20 protein-coding genes are annotated in these 23,304 nt (G+C 46.5%); 5 read left to right on the top strand and 15 right to left on the bottom strand.

Annotation, left to right across the window (positions count from 1 at the left end; translation table 11 throughout):
• Positions 1 to 36 precede the first annotated feature (36 nt).
• Positions 37 to 402 (top strand): hypothetical protein, encoded by a 366-nt coding sequence (locus L976_RS09165; RefSeq protein ID WP_037425148.1) that lies wholly within the window; start codon positions 37 to 39, stop codon positions 400 to 402.
• Positions 402 to 587 (top strand): DUF2970 domain-containing protein, encoded by a 186-nt coding sequence (locus tag L976_RS09160; protein ID WP_037424187.1) that lies wholly within the window; start codon positions 402 to 404, stop codon positions 585 to 587. Before L976_RS09165 ends, L976_RS09160 begins: the two co-directional genes overlap by 1 nt.
• A 70-nt stretch (positions 588 to 657) precedes the next feature.
• On the opposite strand, the gene L976_RS09155 is transcribed toward L976_RS09160, so the two are convergent.
• From L976_RS09155 to L976_RS09115, 9 genes are all read right to left on the bottom strand, one after another.
• Entirely contained in the window at positions 658 to 1,497 is an 840-nt protein-coding gene (locus tag L976_RS09155) for a Dam family site-specific DNA-(adenine-N6)-methyltransferase (RefSeq protein WP_037424184.1), read from the bottom strand.
• A gap of 48 nt (positions 1,498 to 1,545) precedes the next feature.
• Positions 1,546 to 2,949: an AAA family ATPase gene (locus L976_RS09150; protein WP_047536228.1), complete on the bottom strand. Its 1,404-nt coding sequence runs from the start codon at positions 2,947 to 2,949 to the stop codon at positions 1,546 to 1,548.
• Positions 2,950 to 2,967: 18 nt separating this feature from the next.
• Positions 2,968 to 4,047: a 3-dehydroquinate synthase gene (gene aroB, locus L976_RS09145; protein WP_047536226.1), complete on the bottom strand. Its 1,080-nt coding sequence runs from the start codon at positions 4,045 to 4,047 to the stop codon at positions 2,968 to 2,970.
• 5 nt (positions 4,048 to 4,052) lie between these two features.
• Positions 4,053 to 4,568 (bottom strand): shikimate kinase AroK, encoded by a 516-nt coding sequence (gene aroK, locus L976_RS09140; RefSeq protein WP_037424170.1) that lies wholly within the window; start codon positions 4,566 to 4,568, stop codon positions 4,053 to 4,055.
• A gap of 219 nt (positions 4,569 to 4,787) precedes the next feature.
• On the bottom strand, positions 4,788 to 6,845 hold the full coding sequence (locus L976_RS09135) for a type IV pilus secretin PilQ (protein ID WP_037424166.1): 2,058 nt from the start codon (positions 6,843 to 6,845) through the stop codon (positions 4,788 to 4,790).
• Between the two features lie 21 nt (positions 6,846 to 6,866).
• A complete protein-coding gene (locus tag L976_RS09130; protein ID WP_037424163.1) occupies positions 6,867 to 7,382 on the bottom strand; it encodes a pilus assembly protein PilP in 516 nt (171 codons plus the stop codon).
• Positions 7,382 to 8,005: a type 4a pilus biogenesis protein PilO gene (locus tag L976_RS09125; protein WP_037424160.1), complete on the bottom strand. Its 624-nt coding sequence runs from the start codon at positions 8,003 to 8,005 to the stop codon at positions 7,382 to 7,384. The genes L976_RS09130 and L976_RS09125 overlap by 1 nt, the downstream gene beginning before the upstream one ends.
• On the bottom strand, positions 8,002 to 8,586 hold the full coding sequence (locus tag L976_RS09120) for a PilN domain-containing protein (protein ID WP_047536223.1): 585 nt from the start codon (positions 8,584 to 8,586) through the stop codon (positions 8,002 to 8,004). Before L976_RS09120 ends, L976_RS09125 begins: the two co-directional genes overlap by 4 nt.
• Complete coding sequence (locus tag L976_RS09115; protein ID WP_037424154.1) at positions 8,574 to 9,653, bottom strand: pilus assembly protein PilM; 1,080 nt, start codon at positions 9,651 to 9,653, stop codon at positions 8,574 to 8,576. Before L976_RS09115 ends, L976_RS09120 begins: the two co-directional genes overlap by 13 nt.
• A gap of 189 nt (positions 9,654 to 9,842) precedes the next feature.
• Here L976_RS09115 and L976_RS09110 point away from each other — a divergent pair, with 189 nt between their 5' ends.
• On the top strand, positions 9,843 to 12,362 hold the full coding sequence (locus L976_RS09110; RefSeq protein ID WP_047536221.1) for a penicillin-binding protein 1A: 2,520 nt from the start codon (positions 9,843 to 9,845) through the stop codon (positions 12,360 to 12,362).
• A 75-nt stretch (positions 12,363 to 12,437) separates the two neighbouring features.
• On the opposite strand, the gene argH is transcribed toward L976_RS09110, so the two are convergent.
• The 5 genes from argH to argC all read right to left on the bottom strand — a co-directional run bounded on the left by argH (position 12,438) and on the right by argC (position 17,885).
• Positions 12,438 to 13,805: an argininosuccinate lyase gene (argH, locus tag L976_RS09105; RefSeq protein WP_047536218.1), complete on the bottom strand. Its 1,368-nt coding sequence runs from the start codon at positions 13,803 to 13,805 to the stop codon at positions 12,438 to 12,440.
• A gap of 83 nt (positions 13,806 to 13,888) precedes the next feature.
• Positions 13,889 to 15,112: an argininosuccinate synthase gene (locus L976_RS09100; protein WP_011624428.1), complete on the bottom strand. Its 1,224-nt coding sequence runs from the start codon at positions 15,110 to 15,112 to the stop codon at positions 13,889 to 13,891.
• Positions 15,113 to 15,172: 60 nt separating this feature from the next.
• The gene (locus L976_RS09095; protein ID WP_047536215.1) at positions 15,173 to 16,078 is read right to left on the bottom strand and encodes an ornithine carbamoyltransferase; all 906 of its coding nucleotides are present in this window, start codon (positions 16,076 to 16,078) and stop codon (positions 15,173 to 15,175) included.
• A gap of 12 nt (positions 16,079 to 16,090) precedes the next feature.
• Positions 16,091 to 16,873, bottom strand: coding sequence for an acetylglutamate kinase (gene argB / locus L976_RS09090; protein WP_037424139.1), 783 nt, complete (start codon positions 16,871 to 16,873; stop codon positions 16,091 to 16,093).
• 31 nt (positions 16,874 to 16,904) lie between these two features.
• On the bottom strand, positions 16,905 to 17,885 hold the full coding sequence (gene argC, locus L976_RS09085; RefSeq protein WP_047536213.1) for an N-acetyl-gamma-glutamyl-phosphate reductase: 981 nt from the start codon (positions 17,883 to 17,885) through the stop codon (positions 16,905 to 16,907).
• 618 nt (positions 17,886 to 18,503) lie between these two features.
• Here argC and ppc point away from each other — a divergent pair.
• A complete protein-coding gene (gene ppc / locus L976_RS09080; RefSeq protein ID WP_047536209.1) occupies positions 18,504 to 21,173 on the top strand; it encodes a phosphoenolpyruvate carboxylase in 2,670 nt (889 codons plus the stop codon).
• Positions 21,173 to 21,718, top strand: a complete 546-nt coding sequence (locus tag L976_RS09075) for a DUF1439 domain-containing protein (RefSeq protein WP_047536207.1) — start codon at positions 21,173 to 21,175, stop codon at positions 21,716 to 21,718. Before ppc ends, L976_RS09075 begins: the two co-directional genes overlap by 1 nt.
• Positions 21,719 to 21,816: 98 nt before the next feature.
• Here L976_RS09075 and L976_RS09070 read toward each other — a convergent pair whose 3' ends face one another.
• Complete coding sequence (locus L976_RS09070; RefSeq protein ID WP_047536205.1) at positions 21,817 to 23,091, bottom strand: CinA family nicotinamide mononucleotide deamidase-related protein; 1,275 nt, start codon at positions 23,089 to 23,091, stop codon at positions 21,817 to 21,819.
• Positions 23,092 to 23,304 lie beyond the last annotated feature (213 nt).

The raw sequence follows: 23,304 nt of genomic DNA, 5'->3' as shown, positions 1-23,304 counted from the left end.
TAGCGTGGATCATTTAATGATTTCAAGGGAAGTATCATGAAAGGGCGGTTAACACAGTTTTCACACATTTTAGGCTCGGTGACATTTAAGTCGTCGATGATGTTGGCATTTACCGCAGTGGTAGTCGCCTCCTTAGCCTTTGGTGTCGAAAAACTGACCGCAGGTAACGATACCTCCGCCTGCGCTTGCAGTAGTGATACTCGTTACAACAATAGCTTACCTAGCAGCCATCCGAATAACCGTTGTGCTGAACAGGCGCAAACTTTAAGTTGGAAGACCTGGCTTACTGGCAAAAATCGCTCTAGCCAGTTCCATTTTGTCGACTTGCTTGAACTGCTCCATGGTCATCAAGATAAACCTATCGATGACATGAAACCTGCCAATTCACAACAGTCCTATTGATGCTAAGCCGGATCTGGCAAGTCTTTCACAGTACGATAGCCGCCTTCTTTGGGGTGCAGTCAGATAAAAATCGCCAAAAAGACTTCCAGACCAATTCACCATTACCGTACATTTTGATGGGAATCGTGTTAGCGATAGCCTTAGTTGCCAGCCTTATTTTGCTGGTTAGCCAAGTCGTTAGCTAGATAAGCAAATAACTGAAACCTTCCGTCATCAGTAATTAGTCTTTAGTCTTTAGTCTTTAGTCTTTAGTCTTTAGTCATCCTGCGGATCGTAAGTCTCATCGTATAAAGCAATCAACTCGTCAACTTTATTGCGGCCACTACCATTTTGGCTAATGTTGCGTTGCACTTGGATCTTAGCGAGATGCGCGCCGCGATACAGTTCTCGCGTCAGCGGAATATCATGGTTGCTAATCACAACAGGAATGCGCTGTTCAAGAGCCATATGCCGCGAATAACGCGCGAGCAACGCCTGATCATCTAAGCTAAAGCCTGCACCGACATAGGTAGTAAAACTCGCCGTGGAGGATAATGGCGCATAGGGTGGATCACAATAAATCACATCACCAATTCGGATTTGTTCAAAGGCTTTTTCATAGCCAATGCACTTAAATTCGGCGCGTTGCGCTTTCTTTGAAAAGGCCAAGATTTCCTTTTCGGGGAAATAAGGCTTCTTGTAGGAGCCAAAGGGTACATTAAAGCCGCCTTTGCGGTTATAACGGCACAAGCCATTAAAACCATGACGATTGAGGTACAGGAAATAAACCGAACGCAGGAAAGGATCGCGAGATTTATTAAAGTCTGTACGCACGCGATAGTAGGCTTCTTTCTGATTCATCTCATCGACAAATAGCTTCTTAGCAGCCGCAATGTACTCCAAGGGCCTTTCTTTGACTATGTTGTAGAGATTTATCAGGTCTTGATTGATATCGCAGAGTAAATAGCTGGGATAGTCAGTATTTAAAAATACCGAACCTGCGCCAACAAAGGGCTCAACTAAACGTTCACCCGTGGGTAAATAGTTCGAGAGCTCATCCACCAATTTAAATTTTCCGCCAGCCCATTTCAGGAAGGCTCTATGTTTTTTGATCATTTAACTTGATGAATGCCGACAAAAATAAAGGCCATGATTGTACTCTGTTTATTCTGAAATTTCACCGCTTGGAAGCGCATCTTGTAATTGATAACCACCGAGCTCAGCCCATTTTTTTATCATGGGTTGACTCAAACGATATTGTTTGACCAATTCTGCGGCAGACTGTTGCGCCGATTGACTGTCGCTAAACTGTCCCACCAGCACCACCCAAAATTGTTTGTATTTAGCGACTCGAATATCCGGCACAGAATGCAGTTTTTTCAACAGCGACTCGACTGTGTCACGCTGGGAGACTGTAGCTATTTGGATGGTATAACCGGACGTTGGCCGAGTTTTTACATTAGTTATTGATGCAGCCGTGATGTTCTTCGCTGGATGAACGTTATCGTTCTTAGCGATATCTTCATGTAATGTATTGTTACTAGCAGTCACAACATTGTTTTCGGCCTTACTTGTGGCTTCATCAATCGGTTGTGTTATGGCGGACTCATTCTCGGCTGGAGTCTCACCATGAAATCCCGCCAAAGGATCAGCTTGCTGCGCCGCTTGCAATAATAAAGACTGTGCTAACGACTCCTCACGTTGTTTAAAATAGGGCGTTAATATCCGTTGACCATGGGCTAAAAACTCGTCGGAATCCAATGCGGGATAAGTGACCACGTCAAGCACGGGCTCATCGGAAAAGGGTTGAGCCAATCCAAACCAAATCAAAATGGTAATCAACAAACTGCAAAGTCCAATCAACGCTAGCTTATATTGTACCCAGGCTGACTTCTTCTCACTCTGGCCATGTAGCGCCAGTTCCAGCAAGGTAACGACTTCCTGAGGAGTACCCGTTTGTTTTTCAAGTTGTGCGCGAACAATGTCTCTTGGAGTAAATGGATTTTGGTCACTGTATCGCAGCAAGGTTTGATACAGTGCTTCCCGCTCAGGCAAACTTAGCGGTTCAATACTAATAGGCAGGATCTGCCGCCGGAGAGAATCGGGTAATTGTGGCAATAAATCGGCTAAAAATGCTGGAGGAACCGTTAAGGTCACAGCTATCCGCTGTCCCGCACACTGAATTTGATTGAGTATGATGCATTCTGCCCATAGCTCTTTTGAGAGCAAATGAGCATCATCGATAATGATATGTAACGGTTTACTTTGATTTTGAGCTACACGCAGAATGGTTTCGGCGAGGGGGATCTCATCATCAAAAATGGGGGATGACATCAACTGCACTAAAATCTTGCGACGAATCTCAGCGTTATCGGCATGCATAGGGCAGATAACCAGCGCCGCATTTGAATCATCAAAATCGGTAGCTAATGCAGTGAGCAGCGTTGTCTTGCCCGAACCTTGGCCGCCAACAAGCACCAGCAATTGGTCGCTATAACTGGCAACATGATGCAATCTTTGTATGAGGGCTTCCTGTGAGGGAAGCAAGACTTGCCCCTGAAATGTCACTCATCCACCACACAAGGTTTATGCGCAGCAGATAACCTGTTCTAGGGTAGATTCAGAGACTTGACTAAATACTTCTGCTCGACCAATGGCCGTTGGAAGTACCAGCCGGATCTGACCGCCTAACACTTTCTTATCGCGACGCATATGTTGAATAAAACTGTCGAAATCCATTGATTCCGGCGCTTTTACAGGAAGATCGAAGGCTTGAAACAATTGCACAATACGACGGACAATTGACTCATCAACCAATCCTAAAGACTTAGCGGTTTGAGCAGCAAGGACTGTGCCAGCCGCAACGGCCTCACCGTGCAACCAGTTACCATAGCCCATCTCAGCTTCAATAGCATGACCAAAGGTATGCCCAAGATTCAAAAGCGCGCGCACGCCCTGCTCTGTTTCATCTTGGCTGACCACATCAGCTTTAATTTCGCAGCAGCGGGAAATCACATAGACTAAGGCTTGAGTGTCTAAGCTTTTTAGTGCTTGAACATTATCCTCAAGCCATTGAAAAAACTCAGCATCCCACATAATGCCATATTTAATAACTTCCGCCATCCCCGCAGCAAACTCACGCGCCGGCAAGGTCTTTAAACAGTCAGTATCAATAATGACAATTTGTGGCTGATAAAAAGCCCCTATCATATTTTTACCCAAAGGATGATTGACCGCCGTTTTGCCGCCAACCGAAGAATCCACTTGGGATAAAAGCGTTGTAGGGATTTGAATAAAATCGATACCACGTTGATAACATGCCGAGGCAAACCCCGTCATATCACCAATCACCCCTCCACCGAGGGCCACCAACACAGAATCTCGGGCATAATTACGTTGCAGTAGAGCCGAAAAAATAACATCTAAATGCGTTAAATCTTTAAATTGTTCGCCATCGGGAAGGATGACACTAGATACCTCACCAAACGAAGCCATCGTGTCTTGAACCTGGTTTAGATACAAGGGCGCGACGGTTTCATTGGTGACGATAAGGATACGTTTTTTCAGCAGATAGCGAGACAAAGTCTCGCTATCACTCATCAAACTCTGGCCAATGTAAATGGGGTAACTACGTTCACCTAAATTAACCTGAATTTGTTGTGTCATTCTGCCTAGAAACCTAATTTCTCAACGATTTGATTCGCAACAACCTTTGCACTTTGATCATCAGTTTTAACGATCACATCAGCAATTTCTTCGTACAGAGGGTTACGGATTTCTGCGAGGCTCTCTAATACTTCTCGCGGATCATCTACTTGCAGTAATGGGCGACGCTTGTCTCTTTGAGTTCGCGCAACCTGTTTGTCGATAGTGGTTTCGAGATAAACCACAATACCGCGAGCAGATAAATGATTACGGATATCTTTGCTCTGAACTGAACCACCACCAGTGGCAAGGACAATACCCTGTTTTTCAGACAGATCAGCAATAACCTGAGCCTCACGACGGCGGAAACCTTCTTCGCCTTCTACATCAAACACCCAAGCAATATCAGCGCCTGTGCGTTGCTCAATCTCTTGATCTGAATCGTGGAATTCTAAATGCAGCATTTGCGCCAGATGGCGACCAATTGTGCTTTTACCTGCGCCCATTGGGCCTACCAGAAAAATATTACGTTTTTCAGCCATTTCTTGTACGTCTGAATCTTAATGAAAAGTATGCCTATATCGACTCATGATCAAGCCGACCTACTGTATGTTACCTTGCTCTTATGAGACTTGACCGAGGATTATCTCAGTTTAATGTCTAGTCTGGCAAGTGATGCTCGCTATTTATGGTAAGAATTGTATTTTATAAATAATAAAGCCAGCAAGTGGTGCTGGCTTTATCCGAACGACTACATAGAGTTAGAGTTTCTCATTCACAATTTTAGGTGTTACAAAAATCAATAGCTCTTGGCGCTCATTCTTGTCGGTACTGTTACGGAATAAGAAACCGACCAAAGGAATGTCTCCCAAAATAGGTACCTTGCTAACCCGGCTAATCAAATTCTGCTGGTAGATACCACCTAATACAATGGTTTCGCCATTGTCGACAAGTACTTGAGTACCAATACGCTGTGTATCAATCGCTACTGCTGGACCTGTCGGCGTATCCACCGTTTTGCCCTGTGAGTCCTGTGTAATCTCAAGATCCAGAATCACACGATTGTCCGGTGTAATTTGTGGTGTCACCCTTAGTGACAACACCGCCTTTTTAAAGGTCACCGAGGTCGCACCGCTTGACGTGGATTGTACGTAGGGAATTTCAACACCCTGCTCAATATACGCCGATTTTTGGTTAGAGGTCGTGATACGAGGGCTCGCGATAATCTCACCTTTGTTTTCTTGCTCTAGTGCACTGAGCTCTAGATCCAAGATAGTACCGTCGGCGAGCTTAGCCACATGGAAGGCGATGCTAGTTGGGTTAGTGACGGCCGCAGGCAAGTTCACATTCAAACGATTATCTAAACTCGGTATCGTACCATTGGCAATATCACCGGCCCCTTCTAGAGAACCAGAGGTCCCTTTATCACCCTGCTGATCAGTAACTCCCCAGCGGATACCCAAATCTTCGGACACGTCATCCTTTACGGTAACCATACGTGATTCAATCAACACTTGGCGGATCGGAATATCAAGCACCTCAACCAAACGATGAATATTTTCGATGATTTCAGCGGTATCTTTGACGAGTACCGTATTGGTGCGCTCATCAACGGCCACAGAACCGCGAGGAGACAATAAACTTGAGTCAGTGCCTTTTAATAGCTCGGCAATGTCGGTCGCTTTGGCATAGTTAATCTGCAGATACTCAGAATAAAGCGGCGCAAGCTCTTTAACTTCCTGTTTACTTTTTAGATTTTGACTTTCGCGAATTGCAAGTTCTTCACTCGGCGCCACCATCAAAATATTACCTTCGATGCGCTTATCGAGTCCTTTGGTTTGCAAAATCAAATCCAGTGCTTGGTCCCAAGGTACATCGTCAAGCCTAAGAGTAATATCTCCCTCAACAGTATCACTGGTCACTAAGTTAAAGTTGTTATAGTCAGCAATAATCTGTAATACGGTACGAACAGAAATATTCTGGAAGTTTAATGAAAGGGTCTTACCGTTATATTTCTTAATATCTTTAGTCGCTACAGTACGTTCAACCTTATTAATCGACAACCTAAAGAGGTTATCTTCCTGCTTATAATTGAACTCATAATTACCCGATACATCAACTATGATGCGAGTCGTTAAGTCATCTTTAAAGGTTTCAAAGTTTTTAACTGGCGTAGAAAAATCCTGTACATCCATCACATACAACAAGTCATTGTTGATGTCAGTGTTGTAAAGCTGAACCTCTAGTTTGGCGCCAATTTGCTCAACGTTGGCCGCAACAGAGCGGCTATTTAGATAGACTAATAAATCGCCACCGCCATTTTCATTACGTCGAAAATCGATATTTTTAATACTATTAACAAATGGGCTATTTGCTGTTGCCTGAGAATTCACAACCTCATCATTAATGGTTAAGCGATAAGAATTACCTACTACGCTACCTTGATAAGGTTTGACTTTGGATAAACCTAAAGTCACTGTCAAACGCGCATCTTGCTGCGAGGTCACTAGATCTTTAACACCGACCTGATTAATCGGTAAGCGATCTTTAGAAAGACCAGAAATACTATCATCAAAGGTCAATACCAGCTCAGCAGGCGATGCATTTGAATCAATTTGTGGAGCCGAAATCGCATCCTCAAATATTAACTCGACCTCTAACTGATGATCGACTAAAGCATGGTATTTCACATCCATTAGCCGATTTGCCGCAAAGCTCGATGGCAAAAATCCAAATAGTAATGCGATCCCAATAACAGACTTAACTAAGCCTGAAGATAAAAACGATAACGGGATTTTTATCGCGGCAGAAGATTTCATTGTTCCCTCATCCTTCGCTTGTTATTTTCCAGAAAGTTCGATGTTGTTTGTGCGCTCTGACCAACAACCCGTACCATCTGGAATTAATTCTACAACTTCCACATTCTGTGGAGTCACTTTCGCTATACGTCCGTTAAACAACCCTAGATACTCACCCACGCCCATCCGATATACACTGCCATCATTAGTTTCAATCAGCGCCCAAGTTACATTAGCTTCACTTAACGTACCGCGCATTTTTAGGTTGTCTAAAGCATAAGTTTCTAAACGGCCCTTACGACGTTTTAAATCCGGTTGTAAGCAGTTTTTACTGGTATCAACGACTTCTTCGGTTAATTCGCGAGAAGGCGGAACAAAGGGACTACGCATTAACTCAGCCTGGTAGGCAAAATGCTCAAACTTAGGCGGTTCTTTTAAGGGTGGAATATGCGCCACATGCTGTGCTTTAGTTGTAGTAACAAATAGCTCTAAATCACTACGATCGCCAACACACCCCATTAAAAAAAGACTCATCCCTAACAGAGGTAAGAGTTTCATTATTTCTTCCCCTTGTTAGCAGGCTTTTCGGGGGGTAACTCTGCCCCTTCTTTAAAGCGATAGGTTTTAGCAAGAATGTCCATGGTTAAAGTACCGCTATCATCACGTTTGATCGTAAAATCATGCAAACTAACAATACGAGGTAACTTAGCAACACCACTCACCATATTGCCAATCTGGTGATAATCACCAGTGACTGACATCTTAATTGGAAATTCGATATAAAAATCTCGCTGAATTTCAGCTTCCCAATTTAAACTTTTAATCCGTAAACCAGCATCCGTTGCTGCAAAGGTTAAGTCATCAAGCAAACCGGGCATCTCGTTTTCTGAAGGTAACATTTTCAGCAATTCGGCAAATTGCCCTTCCATTACGGCAAGTTGTTCACGATAGAGCTTTAAATTAGCGGCCAGTTGATATTTGTTTTGAAAATCTTCTCTTAGCTGTAACTCTTTGTTTTGTTCATTATTAATCACATCGATTGCATCAGACAACACCACAAAATATCCCGCTGCAAATACGCAAAGAGCCAGCAAAATAGCGAAAAATACTTTTACTTGTTTTGGCCAACTTCCGATATTTTCAAAATCGATATCATTAAACTGACTGAGATCGAGCTTCATTTACTCGCTCCTTTTGCCGCTTTTGCGGGCTCTTCAGCAATGGCTCCTTTGATGCTCACCCTTAAACTAAAGCTCTGCAATTGTCTTAACTCATCATCTTGGGTAACGATCGATTGCATATTGGGATCGGTTAACCACTCAGACGCTTTTACCTTACGCATCATATTTGCTACGTTATTATTCGACTCACTGCGACCTTCAATGAGCAACAAACTGCCTTTTTTCTCAAGACTCGATAGATAAATTCCTGGCGGAACAATACGCACTAGCTCGTCTAATACGTGTGTCGGCAAATTACGGGATTGCTGAAGATTTAAAATAATTTCTGTTCGACGCTCAATATCTTTTTTACGTTCAGTGATCTTTTTAATCTCGGCAATTTGAGCATCGAGCTGCTGAATTTCTGACTGTAAATAAGCATTTCTTGCTCGCTGCTCATCAGTCATCATTTCGAGTAAAGCCAGCGCAGCATAGACTAAGATTGCTGACCCCAAAAATACCGCAGCCAATATGCCGATATAATCGCGTTTCTGCTTTTCTCTCGCTTCTTCACGCCAAGGAAGCAGGTTTATGTTCGCCATTGACCGTAGCTCCTCAGGGCTAAGCCACAAGCAACCATATATTTGCTAATGCTAGGTTGCAGTATATTTTTAACGGATTCATCCGCGTGCAGGCATCCTTGGAAAGGGTCGGCAATTATGGTGTGAACACCTAACTCATTGGTCAATAAGTTAGCCATGCCTTCCAGTTTAGATGTGCCACCACATAAGACGAGATAGTCGACTTTATCTTTGCCGCTTGAAGTACAATAAATTTGCAGCGTTCGCTTAATTTGCTGCAGTAATTGCGTTTGGAAGGGAGATAACACTTCAAACATATAATTACGCGGTAAATCACCCTCGATTTTTGCTTTTTCTGCCTGCTCATAAGACATGCCATAAAAAGAGAGAATCGACTGAGTAAATAACTCACCACCAAAGGCTTGTTCACGAATAAACGTAGTTTCGCCAGACTCGACAACGCAGAAAGTAGTCATATTCGCGCCGATATCGACCATGGCAACCGCTTTCTGGCGAGCCCCTTCAGGTAATTGGCCTAGGACTAACTCAACCGCTCGACCTAAGGCATAACCTTCAACATCAACGACTTTAGTCTCTAGCTCGACTTCATCAAGCGCATCAACTCTGGCATCGATATTGTCAGTACGGCAAGCACTGAGTAACACATCGACCTTAGAAGGATCGGTACTGTTGACGTTTAAGGTTTCAAAATCAATGCTGACTTCATCAAGGGAATAGGGGATTAAGTTATCAGCCTCAATCTCAATTTGCGCTTCCATTTCCTCTTCGCTAAGCGAGGCATCCATGTAGATGACCTTAGTCATTACAGCAGAACCAGAAACCGCAACCGCAGCATATTTAACCGATTTAGGCAAAGCACGCTTTACCTGTTTGAGGCATTCAACAACGGCATCGGTATCACGAATATCATGATCGTTAATAGCACCCTTTTTTACGGGAACCGCTACGTGACTTAATATTTTGTATCCATCAGCAGTCTTACTCAGCAAAATGGCCTTTACTTCATGGGAACCAATATCAATTCCGACCATTTGCGGAGCCTGACGCTTCCATAAATTTGAAAGCATAATCCGTTGTCACTTTATTATTTATATTTCAGTATGAGAGATTAGCACAAAATCAACCCGTTATACGTATTTGTATAGAATGTTTCAAGATTTTACAAACGCTATTTTAGGGCCGTCACGTTTTTGCTTCACCCAAACGTTCGCGCCTTATATACTGTCGCACTTAACTGAACATTAGGATCAATTTAGGTGAAGTGGTTAAAACGTATTGTTATAGCTCTATTCAGTCTAGCCCTTTTGGGCGTAGGCGCCATTGTTGCAGCATACTTTTATGTTTTGCCGGATCTGCCGGATGTTTCGACACTAAAAAATGTGCAATTACAAACACCTTTGCGCATTTACAGTAGTGATGGCAAACTCATATCTCAGTTTGGTGAAAAACGACGTATTCCCTTAAAACTGGAAGAAGTCCCTAAACCGCTGTTACAAGCCTTCCTTGCCACCGAAGATGCGCGCTTTTATGAGCATGGTGGTATCGATCCTGTCGGGGTAATCCGCGCAGCAATCGTCATGTTAACAACCGGCGAAAAAAAGCAAGGAGCAAGTACTATCACCATGCAGGTGGCACGTAACTTCTTCCTAACCCGCGACAAAACCATTATTCGTAAGGTGAAGGAAATTTTTATTTCCTACCATATCGAGCAGTTGTTAACGAAAGATGAGATTTTAGAGCTGTACGTTAACCGTATCTATTTAGGCCAAAGAGCCTATGGCGTTGGCGCAGCCGCTCAAGTGTATTTTGGCAAAAACGTCCAAGATCTGACTCTGTCTGAAATGAGTATGATTGCTGGCTTGCCAAAGGCCCCCTCAACGCTTAACCCCATTACTTCACCTTCCCGCGCTCTCGCTCGTCGCAACGTGGTGTTGATGCGGATGAATGAAGTGGGGTATATCAGCAAAACGGAGTACCAAACCGCACTCCAGGAGCCACTCGTAGCCAAATATCATGGTGCCGAAATCGATCTCTATGCCCCTTATATTTCTGAAATGGCCCGGGATTACATGGTGCAAAAATATGGTGAAGAAGAAGCCTATACCAATGGCTATAACGTCTACACCACGATTTCATCCGATCTCCAGCTGTTAGCGCAGCAAGCATTACGCAATAATGTTTATGCCTATGATGAACGTCATGGCTACCGCGGTCCTGCTGCTGTTTTGTGGACAGGTGCTAAGCCTGATAATGCACAAATCAAAGCTGAACTGGCTAAAGTCACACCCGTCCAAGAGTTACAACCTGCCGCGGTATTAAGCATTGATGGACAGCAAGCCAGTGTATTAACCGCTAAAGGTGAAACCAAAGTCATCAAATGGGATGGCTTGAAATGGGCGCGTAAATTTATTAATGATAAACGCCAAGGTGCGGTACCTAAATCGGCTTCAGACATGCTGACAGTAGGCGAGCGTATTTGGATCCGCGACAATGGCCAGTACTTACAATTATCGCAAGTCCCCGAAGTAGCGAGTGCCACAGTGTCACTCGATCCGGAAAATGGCGCTATCCGTACTTTAGTAGGTGGTTACAGCTTTAGCCAAAGCCAATACAACCGCGTGACTCAGGCTAAACGCCAATTAGGTTCGAATATTAAACCTTTCATCTATGCTGCTGCATTAGAAAGAGGCTTTACGCTCGCGACTCTGATTAACAACGCACCGATTAATAAACCCGATATTAGCCAAGGTACTGCCTGGCGGCCGAAAAACTCGCCCGATATCTATGGTGGCCCAACGCGTTTACGTGTGGGCTTAGCGCAATCGATCAACGTAATGTCGGTTCGCGCCATGCGCCATATTGGTTTAGATGCGGCTATCGCCGAATTGACTAAGTTTGGCTTTGACCCTAACGACCTACCTCGTAACGAGTCCTTAGCCCTCGGTTCACCTTCGGTAACGCCCTTACAAGTCGCAGCGGCTTTCAACGTGTTTGCGAATGGTGGCTTCTTGGTTGAACCTTTCTATATCGAACGAGTAGAAGACTCCTTCGGTAATGTAATTGAAAAAGCCAATCCAACCTTAGCTTGTAAGCCAAGTGGTAATCTAACCCAACCGAGTAGCGACCCAATGGGCTTTAGTGAGCCAACGGCGCAAACCGATGAGCCAGTTGCCCATTGCTTTGAACAAACTGGCCGTTACGCACCGCAAATTATCTCCGAACAAACGGCATTCCTGATCACCGAAGCGCTGAAGAGCGTGATCTGGGGTGGCGGCGATTGGAGTAAAGGCACAGGTTGGCAAGGTACAGCTTGGCGTGCGGCGCAATTAATTAAACGCCATGATATTGCAGGTAAAACGGGGACAACCAACGAATCTCGTGATACGTGGTTCAGTGGTTTTGGCCCAACGCTGACGAGCACCTTCTGGGTGGGATTTGACGATCATGGTCGCCAGTTAGGTAGAACCGCTTGGAACGCTAATGGTGAAAAAGATCAAATCACCGGGACCGAAGCCGGTGCTAAGACCGCAGGGCCTGGCTGGAACGAATTTATGAATAACGTGCTTAAAGGCGTCCCAGAAACCACGGCGATTCCACCAGAGGGAATCGTCTCGGTGCGGATCGACCTTGCAACAGGCAAGCTCACTCGTAAAACTGATTACACCAGTGATTTTGAATACTTTATCTCGGGCACTGAGCCGAAGGAATATATCAGTGAAAGCCAAGATGAAAATAATCTCTTCATCGATGCGCCAGCGGATGACTTGTTCCAATAGCCGTAAATAGCAATAAAAAAACGCGACCTTGAGTCGCGTTTTTTATTGCTCATCTAAGATTAACCTACTTTGCCATTAACCCGCTTTTTTAGCCGCAATCGCTTGCTTAACTTGAGTCAACGCTGTGCCGCCGAGGACATCACGTTTTGCCAAACAGGCTTCGATGGTAAGGTTGGGATACACATCATCTTCGATGATATCGGCAAAGGTTTTAAACTCGGCCAGCGTAAAACCTTCTAACGGGATCTTCTTAGCGATCGCCGCAACCACGGCCACACCGACGACATGGTGCGCTTCACGGAACGGCATGCCCTTAGACACCAGATAATCCGCCAATTCGGTCGCGTTGGCATAACCTTGCTGCGCGGCTAACAGCGCATTCGGGCGATTCACCACTAAGCCAGATAATACCAGCGCCGCCATATCTAAGCAGATTGCCCAGCTGTCGACCACGTCGAACAAGCCTTCTTTGTCTTCCTGCATGTCTTTGTTGTAGGCCAGAGGCAGGGCTTTCATGGTGGTGAGAATACCCACTAAACTGCCGTACACACGACCCGTTTTACCGCGGATCAGCTCCAGCGCATCGGGGTTTTTCTTTTGTGGCATCAAGGACGAGCCTGAGGTCACTTCGTCACTCAAGGAGATAAAACTCGCTTCACCCGTGTTGAAGAAAATCAAATCTTCGGCCATGCGGCTTAAGTGCATCATGCTGATTGAGGCGGCTCCGCACAGCTCAACCACATGGTCGCGATCCGACACGCTGTCCAAACTGTTTAAGGTTGGCGAAGCAAAGTTCAGTGCTGCTGCAAGCGCATGTCTATCCATTTGATAGGCTGTGCCCGCCAATGCACCCGAACCGAGCGGACAGGTATTGGCGCGCTTTAAGGCATCGGTTAAGCGGCTAAGATCACGCTCAATCATTTCCACATAGGCTAAACACCAATGGCCGAAGGTCACAGGTTGAGCGCGTTGCAAGTGAGTGTAACCTGGCATTACAGCGTCGAATTCACGCTCCGCGAGCGCGATAAGTTCGCTGCGTAAGGTTTGTAGGCGAGCCACTAATGCCGCACCTTCGGATTGGCACCAGAGTTTTAAGTCGGTAGCGACTTGGTCGTTACGGCTACGGCCCGTATGGAGTTTTTTTCCCAGATCGCCGACTTTGGCGATCAACGCAGATTCCACGAAACTGTGAATATCTTCCGCGCCCGAGGCGAGAATAATCGCAGGATCGCCCTTCACTTCCACCAGCAGCTCGTTCAACGCTTTCTTCAAGTCGCTGCATTCAGTGGCAGTGATAATGCCGACGCTAGCAATTGCATCGGCCCAAGCGATAGAACCGACCACATCTTGCTCAAACAAACGGTAATCCACAGGCAGTGAATCGTTGAATAATTTAAATAGCGCGCTGGTTTCGCCCTGAAATCTTCCACCCCATAAAGCCATGCTCAATCCCCTCGGTCACTGCTTTGAATACGTTAAAACTTAAGATATAAAAAAGGGCGCTAGGCGCCCTTTAAGTCTGCCTATTACTTAGCGTTGAGCGCGCGGATACGGCTCGCTAACGAGTACAGACGGATAAAGCCTTCAGCGTGTTTTTGGTCATACACTTGGTCTTCACCGAAGGTCGCAAACGCTTCAGAGTACAAGCTGTTTGGCGAACGTTTCTTAACGGCAATCGCGTGACCTTTGTAGAGTTTCACCACAACTTCACCGTTGACAGACTCGGCTAAGGACTCAGATGCCGCCAGCAAAGATTTACACAGCGGTGTAAACCAACGCCCGTCGTACACTAAGTGCGCCATTTGGGCTCCCACTTGCTCGCGCCAAGTACGGCTGGTTTTATCCAGTACTAACTCTTCAATCGCGCGCAGCGCGGCAAACATCACAGTGCCGCCTGGGGTTTCGTAGCAACCACGAGACTTCATGCCCACTAAACGGTTTTCGGTGATATCGATACGACCCACGCCATGTGGTGCAGCAATTGCGTTCAGCTTCATCAGTGCAGCGTATGGCGTTAAAGCTTCGCCGTTTACTTTAGTCACACGGCCATGTTCAACTTCGAGTGACACATATTCTGCTTGGTTTGGCGCATCTTCTGGATCGGCGGTCAGCGTCCACACACCTTTGCTTGGCTCGTTCCATGGATCTTCCAACTCGCCACCTTCGTGGGAAATGTGGAATGCGTTGGCATCACGGCTGTAGATCTTAGTGGCAGAAGCTGAAGTCTTAATATTACGCTCAGCTAAGTAAGCCAATAGATCTTCACGGCTCTGCATGGTCCATTCACGCCATGGTGCAATCACTTTTAAATCAGGCGCTAATGCCGCAAAGCAACCTTCAAAACGCACTTGGTCGTTACCCTTACCGGTACAACCGTGGCACAGGGCATCGGCACCCACTTTACGCGCCACTTCAACCTGCGCCTTCGCGATGATTGGGCGCGCCATTGAAGTACCTAACAAGTAAGTCCCTTCGTAAATCGCCCCCGTTGCCATGGTTGGGTAGATGTAATCTTTAACGAATTCTTCTTTCAGATCGACGATATGGCATTCAGACGCGCCTGAGGCTAATGCCTTTTCAGTCAGACCCACTAACTCTTCTTCACCCTGACCAACGTCAGCGCAAAAGGCGATGATTTCACAGTTGTCGTAGGTTTCTTTTAACCAAGGAATAATGGCCGAAGTATCTAGACCACCCGAATAGGCTAAAACGACTTTTTTCACGCCAGTATTTTTGTTCTCGATAGACATCTTAAATTCCTATAACTCGTTTCTCACCTTGGAGAAAGTAGGCTGCTAAACAGGGTTAAATTAACTAAATAGGGTTACCAGTACTGCATTTTGGGCGTGCATCCGATTCTCAGCTTGTTGCAGGATCAAGGAGCCTTCGCCATCCATGACCTCATCGGTCACTTCAACACCGCGGTGAGCGGGTAAACAGTGCATAAAGAAGTGAGCACCCGCTTTCGCCATCAAGGCCTTATTGACCTGATAAGGTGCAAACTTATCCTTAATTTCCGCTAACGGTGTTGGATCTCCCATGGAAATCCAAGTATCAGTATAGATAGCATCGTGACCTTCAATCGCATCAATATCTGAAGTCAGTACAACCTTGCCGCCATATCGGCTCGCGAGCTCTTGCACTTCGGCCACAACGTAGCCATCAGGAAAGTGACCCGCAGGGCAGATCACTGTCATGGTGGCACCGAGAATGGCCGCGCAATACATCAATGAGTTAGTAACGTTATTACCATCACCCACATACGCTAACTTAGCATCACTGATATTTTCAAAATGCTCGGCCAAGGTTAAAAAATCGGCTAAAGCTTGGCAAGGATGATATAAATCCGAAAGTGCATTAATCACGGGCACACTACCAAACTCAGCTAATTGTTCGATAGTCGTGTGGGAGAAGGTTCTCGCCACAATGGCATCGGCCCAACAGGACAGGTTAGAAGCAAAGTCAGCAACCGATTCCCGCTTACCTAAGGCACCATTTTGCTGGTCTAGGTATAAACAGTGGCCGCCGAGCTTGTTAATACCGATATCGAAGCTAACACGAGTACGCAGAGATGGCTTTTCAAATAACATCACCACACTCTTACCGTCCAGTGCATGACGATATTCTGCGGGATTCGCTTTAATCGTCTTGGCTAAGGTAATCAGATCCAGCAACTGCTGCTGGGTTAACTCTTTTATCGATAGTAAATGCTTCATAACCTACTCCGCTTATGGTTGAATTTGTGTGCCCACGGCCTCACCTTTTGCTAATGCGACTAATTGGCTTGCATCACGCCATGAGGCCACTTGAACCGCCTGCCCCATCCACTGCGCCACTTCGAGCGCAGCTTCAACTTTTACTTTCATTCCCTTTTCGATCACGCCTTGCTTAACCAACTCGGCAATCTGCTTACCATTCAGTGAAGGGATTAATTGACCTTTACCATCGAGCACGCCAGACACATCCGATAGCAGCACCAACTTGCCACCGACCAACTTAGCTAATACCGTCGCCGCTTGATCGGCGTTCACGTTTAGCATTTGGCCATCGTCCATCATGGCAATTGAGCTACAAATCGGCATCCAACCTTGGGACAGAATAAACTTGAGGTAAGTGGCGTCTTTAGGAGAAACCTCGCCCACTAAACCTAAACGCTCATCTTTAATCTTGGCCGATACCGTGTTGCCATCGGCTAAGCTCATACCCACACTCACAATCCCAGCCTTTGTGGCTGCGCCTTGGAGGATCTTGTTTGATGTTCCGGCCAGAGCACCGGCAATGATCGGCATTTGCTCCGGCGGGGTCACCCGCAGGCCTTCTAACTTGACGGTTTCCATGCCGTTTGCGGCTAATTGCTCATCGACCAAACAGCCGCCGCCATGCACCATCAGCACCTGCTGACCATTTGCGATCATTGCTGCGGCGGTATCCATTAAACGCGCCATCCCCATTTCACACTGCAGCAGGGCGCCGCCGACTTTAAGAACTAATACTGAGTTGTTGGTAGACATCTTGACGACTCTCTTAAATAAGGATGAACGGTTAAAGGTTAAAGTGAATCTTTATGCATTGCAGGGCTTGGCTCGCCGCGCCTTTCATCAAATTATCGATGGCACTGGCAACCACTAAGTAGCCACTGTTCTCATCAAACTTCCAACCTAAGTGGCAATTCGGAGTCAGCACTACATCATCTACTTTCGGGAACTGGTTCTGTTTCACCGTCACCAGCGGAGCTTGGTCATAAACACTGTATGCCGCAGCCACATCGGCGGTGGTGGTGCCTGGTTTTAGCTGTACCGTGATGGTTGCTAAAATGCCGCGCTTGAAGTTGCCAAGGTGCGGCGTGAAGATCACCTCTTGCCCCAATTGAGTGGCAATTTCGGGTTGATGTCTGTGACCTAATACGCCGTAGGGTGTGAGGCTCACTTCGCAAAAACTGGTATGCAACTGTGCCTTACGACCCGCGCCCGTCACACCACTAACCGCATTGATCACTGGATAGGCTGACGTCAGTAAATTCTTTAATGGTTTCAAAGCGGTTAATGATGCTGTTGGGTAACAACCTGGCACAGCAATCATCTTAGTTGCGGCGACTTCTTTGGCATTCCACTCGGCAAGACCATAAACAGCCTTGGCTAGCACCTCGGGATATTCGTGCTCAAAACCGTACCACTTAGGGTACTGCGCCACATCACTGAAACGATAGGCACCGCTTAAGTCAAACACGGCTAAACCTTGGTTGTAGAACCAAGCCGCTAAATGCAAACTCACCGAGTGCTCGGTCGCCAACACCACGGCATCCGCCTCGGCGACGATCTTAGTCTTCGCTTCTTCAGTCAATGGTGACAGAGCTAAGTCAATGTGGCTGTAGACAGGGTACAAATCTGCTAAAGCTCTACCTTTATCTAAACTATTTTCAGAGACATACAGGCCTTGAATTGATAATTCAGACTCCGCATGGACTAAAGCAGTGAGTTGTGCACCTGTGTAACCACTGGCGCCGATAATGGCGATATTTTTCATATGTATTTTTATAAACCAAATCAAAGAGACTTAAAGAATAGATGAATAGCGTATACGCAACAGCGCATATCTATGATGACAGGACTATCGTCGTGGGAAATCGTAATGGCTCGTTATTTTATTCACTGACGGCTTAACGCTATACATCATGATATTTACTCTACAGGTCACAATGGGTGACTCATCTCAACTGCAGGTTAGACTACCACAAAGATCTATTTATGCAATATATGTGAATATATATTTTTATTAAATTTTATCTTTAATCTTCGTTCAAGCACGCTTAGCAAATGACACAATACCTCACTAACTTCTTTATAACTCAGTTATCTATGGATGAAAGACTGAAAAATCAGTCCTTTTTATTAACACCTGATATACATGTACGCAAAGCCAAAATAATGCAGTTCATATTCACTTTGGCTAAACATAATAAAATATTGCGTTAGCTCGCATTTATATTGAATATTCTTCAACAATTATCGTGATTAGTTGCATATCAGATAAGCCAGTCGTATAAGTTATAAGTTCTGCTGTTGACCATTGCCCTCTGTGGTGGGTATTGTGCTAGCGGGCTAATACAAAGCGGATTTTGATGTTTTTCTATTCGGAGTAACTATGGCAGGTAATGTGGCAGACAATGTGACCGACATGTATGCGTCGTTAAGATCAAACGTGAGTATGTTAGGGCAGATCCTTGGCGATACAATGCGCACCCACCTCGGTGATTCTTTCCTCGAGAAGGTTGAGCAAATTCGTAAACTTGCAAAAGATTCCCGCCGTGGCGATGAGGCGGCACGGGAGCAAATGCTAGAACTGCTGACCGCACTCCCCGATGAAGAGTTAGTGCCTTTTGCCAAAGCCTTCAACCAATTCCTCAACCTAGCAAACTTATCCGAACAATTTCATACTATTAGCCGTAACTGTGATGAGCTGGTTTGTGTACCGGATCCGGTCGAACAGTTGCTTGGCCGTATGCTTAATGGCCGTATCGATCAAACCAAGATGTTGGATTGCTTAAAGACGCTTGATATCGACTTAGTCCTCACCGCACATCCAACGGAAATCTCTCGCCGCACACTGATCCAAAAATATGCGGCGATTGTGGATTGCCTCGCCGAGCAAGAAAACGATCAATTATCCGATAGAGAACGTCGCCAAATTAATCTGCGTCTGCGTCAGTTAATTGCTCAGATCTGGCACACCAATGAAATTCGCCGTGAGCGCCCAACGCCAGTGGATGAAGCCCGCTGGGGATTATCGACGATTGAAGAATCTCTCTGGCACGCCGTCCCCGACTTTTTAAGGCAGCTCAACGATCAAGTACAAGAGCGCACTGGCCAGCAATTGCCTATAGATATTGCACCAGTGCGCTTCTCAAGCTGGATGGGTGGTGATCGCGACGGTAACCCCTTTGTGACCGCCAAAGTCACCCAAGAAGTGTTAGACCGTAATCGCCATGCTGCGGCACGTTTATTCCTCAAAGATATAGTGTTGCTAGTGGGTGAACTGTCAATGGAAGAAGCTAATGATGAATTAAAGGCTTATACCAACAATAGCTGCGAACCCTATCGTTTTGTGCTGCGCTCATTAAGACAAAAACTGCGTGACACCATAGATTACTTAAATGCCCGTATTGAGGGCCACAATCCTGAAGTGGATAAGTCGACGCTGATTTGGCAAGAAAGCGATCTTAAAGCGCCGCTAGAGATGCTGTATAAGAGTTTATGTGACTGTGGCATGCGTTTGATTGCTAACGGTTTACTGCTCGACATTTTGCGCCGTCTCGCTTGTTTTGGTATTCATATGCTTAGGCTCGACATTCGCCAAGACGCCGGCCGTCACTGCGATGTCCTTGCAGAATTAACCCGCTATCTAGGTATGGGTGACTTTAACCATTGGGATGAAACCGAAAAACAAGCCTTCTTACTGCGCGAACTCAGTAACCGTCGTCCGCTGATCCCGAGCAACTGGCAACCTTCCGCCGACGTGGCCGAAGTGCTTAACACTTGCCGTTTAATTGCTAAACATCCTGCTAAGGCGTTGGGCTCCTATGTGATCTCGATGGCGAGCAAGCCTTCAGATGTATTAACCGTATTATTACTGCTCAAAGAAACTGGCTGCACGCATCCAATGCGGGTTGTGCCGCTATTTGAAACCTTAAGCGACTTAAATAACGCCGCCGAGTGCATTACCGCACTGCTCGATATCGACTGGTACCGTGGTTATACCAAAGGCATGCAAGAGGTGATGATCGGCTACTCTGACTCGGCCAAAGATGCGGGTGTAATGGCAGCCGCTTGGGCGCAATATCGCGCGCAGGAGCAGTTAGTCGCCGTCTGTAAACAGGCTGGCGTTAAGCTGACGCTGTTCCATGGTCGCGGAGGCAGTATTGGTCGTGGCGGCGGCCCAGCTCACAAAGCGATTCTGTCGCAACCGCCCGGCTCAGTTGATGGCCGTATTCGCGTCACCGAGCAAGGTGAGATGATCCGCTTTAAGTTCGGCCTGCCTAAATTGGCGGTGCAAAGCTTAGCCCTGTACACCTCAGCGGTGTTAGAAGCGACTCTGCTTCCGCCGCCCGAGCCTAAGCAGGAATGGCGCAATTGCATGGAGCGAATTGCTCAGGAGTCAGTGAGTGCTTACCGCGGTATTGTCCGTGAAGAGCCGGATTTTGTGCCTTATTTCCGTGCAGCCACTCCGGAGGTTGAACTAGGCAAATTACCATTAGGCAGTCGCCCAGCAAAACGCCGTGTCGATGGCGGTATCGAGAGCTTACGTGCCATTCCTTGGATTTTCGCTTGGTCTCAAAACCGCTTAATGTTGCCAGCATGGCTCGGCGCAGGTGAAGCATTACAGGCTGCCTGCCAACGTGGCGAAATGGATTTGCTACAGGATATGGATCGTGAATGGCCCTTCTTTAGCACGCGGATTTCAATGCTAGAAATGGTGTACGCCAAGGCGGAACCTAACTTAGCGCGTTACTATGAAACCTGCTTAGTACCGCCCAATCTCCACCACTTAGGCGAAACTTTACGCCAGCGTTTAGATCTCGGCATTAAAGTGGTGCTGGAGCTGACTAAATCGGATACCTTAATGGCGCATACACCGTGGAATCGCGAATCAGTCAAACTGCGCAATCCCTATATCGATCCATTAAACTTCCTGCAGACCGAGTTATTAGCTCGTACTCGCAAGGAAACAACCGAAGCTCCCGCTTCCGAACACGTGCAACTCGCCTTAATGCTGACGATTGCCGGTGTCGCGGCGGGCATGAGAAACACAGGTTAATGAAAAAACTCACGCTTAGCCTTTGCTTGGGATTATCTGTACTGCTTGGCGGCTGCGTCACGCAGTACAGTATTAGCGAGCATGAAATGGAGCAGTATCTCAGCAAAGAGATCCATTTTGAGGTGAAACAAGGTAATCAACTCGTGGGCGCGCAAGTGCGCATTAACGACATCAGTGTCAGACTCGGTGAAAAGCCTGACACTATGAGCGTAAGTGCAACCACTCAGGTGTCCATCACTAACCCTATTTATCCGTTGAAGGCGCAACTTTCAACCACCTTTGAGGCTAAGCCTTGGTATGACAGTGCCACCCACAGCGTCTACCTACGCCAGCTTGAATTGGTGAAAGTCGAGTCAACACCCAAGGATATCGAGAAAGCCATCAGTAGCGCGACACCACAAGTGATGGGCTACTTAAGGCATTTCCTCGAGAATCAGCCCGTTTATGTACTCGATACGAAGGACAGTAATCAAGCGCTGATGGCGAAGATGACCGAGAGCATTCAAGTCGTCCCTGGCGAATTAGTCCTTAAGTTCATTAAATAACGGCTTGCGTTGCAAACCATTCACCATAAAAAATGCTCCCTCGGGAGCATTTTTGTTAATCCAGCTAGACTGACTAAAACCCGTAAGTCAGCAAAAAGTTACTTGCTGAAACGCCCTATCGACTGATAATCCACAATCACAGCTTCGGTGAGTAACTCACGTCTTAGCATATCGTAGGCTACCGCCGCACTTAAGCTACGCACTAAATCCCGCGAACGTCGCGGCAGTTTTATCATTTGGCTGTAGACGCCACTGCGGGTTGCCAAGGCAATTGCCACCGTACCAACGGGCTTTTCTTCGGTCCCGCCATCAGGTCCCGCTATCCCACTGGTCGCTAAGGCAAAATCACTGTCTAAAATAGCACGCGCGCCCTTGGCCATTTCTTCAACCGTTGGAATAGAGACTGCGCCGTGATCGTCTAAGGTCGCAGGGTTAACTCCTAACACTCGCACCTTAGACTCATTACTGTAAGTCACCAGACCGTGTTGCAAATAGGAAGAGCTGCCCGGGAAATCCACTAACTGACTGGTAATCATCCCACCCGTACAAGACTCAGCAACACTCAAGGTCAATCCAGAATTCAGCAACTTAGCATGGATCTCTTCGGCAAGCGTCGCTTTATCTTCGGCGACGACCGCAGTTCCCAGCACCATTTTGATGTGCCCAGTCACCCGTGGCAGCAAAGCAATCGCCTTCTCGCCGCGGGCAAAGATCTTAATCTCAATATGTGGCATTGAGGAGCGATAACCAATGGTAATCCCCTCAGGCAACTCCAATGGCTCAATTTTGTCGGCAAGGGAAGACTCGCCATGACCTATGGTCAGCAACTTCTTCAGCGCCACCTTAGCGTCGAGGTCAAACTCTTCACGGATAAAAGGAATAAACTGTTCCTTCACCATATGCTTGAGTTCAAATGGCACGCCAGGGGTGAAGAACAACCAAGCTCGATTCAACTTCACTCTAAATCCACAAGCCGTGCCAACGGGGTTATCCACCATCACCGCAGACTCAGGCAGCATTGCCTGCTTTAAATTACTCACTGGCATCTCGCGATTATTGCGCGTAAACCAATCTTCTAAACGTTGACGCCACTCACGATTCTCAACCAGAGGCTCGCCTTTAGCCTTAGCCATTGCCTCGGCAGACATATCATCACTGGTCGGCCCCAAGCCGCCATTCACTAAAATCACATCGGCATGCAAACTACGCTCTTGGAAAACCGCAATTAAGTCCTCGAGACGATCCCCGACTGTAACGCGCCTTTGGATCTCAATGCCATGCTCCATCATAGTGCTGGCAAACCAAGCAGCGTTAGTATCAACAATCTGACCCGACAGCACCTCTTCCCCAGTACAAATCATCTCTAACTTCATCATAGATCCTTAGCTACCCCAATAAGTTACTGCATAAGGTAAGTAACCTCTGAAGTAATAGCAAGAGTTGACCTTTGGGAGATATGGTTCAGTAGTGTGAAGAAAATAAGGTAGTCAGTCGCGATTTAGCGCACATCAGGGGTGTGTGAGCGAAAGAGGCTGAAAATTGGAATGAGTGATTTCAAAATCACAATCTAAAGATGGCAAACGCGA

Origin of the sequence: Shewanella sp. ZOR0012, from assembly GCF_000798835.1 — a bacterium.
GTDB classification, from domain to species: Bacteria; Pseudomonadota; Gammaproteobacteria; order Enterobacterales; family Shewanellaceae; genus Shewanella; species Shewanella xiamenensis.
The sequence above is the reverse complement of the archived record's forward strand: the minus strand, read 5'-3'. Positions and strand labels throughout refer to the sequence as shown.

Coding starts and splice junctions, on each gene's coding strand:
- L976_RS09125 (WP_037424160.1), bottom strand. CDS start 8,005: ATGAAGCTCGATCTCAGTCAGTTTAATGATATCGATTTTGAAAATATC.
- L976_RS09120 (WP_047536223.1), bottom strand. CDS start 8,586: ATGGCGAACATAAACCTGCTTCCTTGGCGTGAAGAAGCGAGAGAAAAG.
- argC (WP_047536213.1), bottom strand. CDS start 17,885: ATGAAAAATATCGCCATTATCGGCGCCAGTGGTTACACAGGTGCACAA.
- argB (WP_037424139.1), bottom strand. CDS start 16,873: ATGTCTACCAACAACTCAGTATTAGTTCTTAAAGTCGGCGGCGCCCTG.
- L976_RS09100 (WP_011624428.1), bottom strand. CDS start 15,112: ATGTCTATCGAGAACAAAAATACTGGCGTGAAAAAAGTCGTTTTAGCC.
- L976_RS09095 (WP_047536215.1), bottom strand. CDS start 16,078: ATGAAGCATTTACTATCGATAAAAGAGTTAACCCAGCAGCAGTTGCTG.
- L976_RS09130 (WP_037424163.1), bottom strand. CDS start 7,382: ATGAAACTCTTACCTCTGTTAGGGATGAGTCTTTTTTTAATGGGGTGT.
- L976_RS09075 (WP_047536207.1), top strand. CDS start 21,173: ATGAAAAAACTCACGCTTAGCCTTTGCTTGGGATTATCTGTACTGCTT.
- ppc (WP_047536209.1), top strand. CDS start 18,504: ATGGCAGGTAATGTGGCAGACAATGTGACCGACATGTATGCGTCGTTA.
- L976_RS09115 (WP_037424154.1), bottom strand. CDS start 9,653: ATGCTTTCAAATTTATGGAAGCGTCAGGCTCCGCAAATGGTCGGAATT.
- aroK (WP_037424170.1), bottom strand. CDS start 4,568: ATGGCTGAAAAACGTAATATTTTTCTGGTAGGCCCAATGGGCGCAGGT.
- L976_RS09135 (WP_037424166.1), bottom strand. CDS start 6,845: ATGAAATCTTCTGCCGCGATAAAAATCCCGTTATCGTTTTTATCTTCA.
- L976_RS09155 (WP_037424184.1), bottom strand. CDS start 1,497: ATGATCAAAAAACATAGAGCCTTCCTGAAATGGGCTGGCGGAAAATTT.
- L976_RS09160 (WP_037424187.1), top strand. CDS start 402: ATGCTAAGCCGGATCTGGCAAGTCTTTCACAGTACGATAGCCGCCTTC.
- L976_RS09070 (WP_047536205.1), bottom strand. CDS start 23,091: ATGAAGTTAGAGATGATTTGTACTGGGGAAGAGGTGCTGTCGGGTCAG.
- aroB (WP_047536226.1), bottom strand. CDS start 4,047: ATGACACAACAAATTCAGGTTAATTTAGGTGAACGTAGTTACCCCATT.
- argH (WP_047536218.1), bottom strand. CDS start 13,805: ATGGCTTTATGGGGTGGAAGATTTCAGGGCGAAACCAGCGCGCTATTT.
- L976_RS09165 (WP_037425148.1), top strand. CDS start 37: ATGAAAGGGCGGTTAACACAGTTTTCACACATTTTAGGCTCGGTGACA.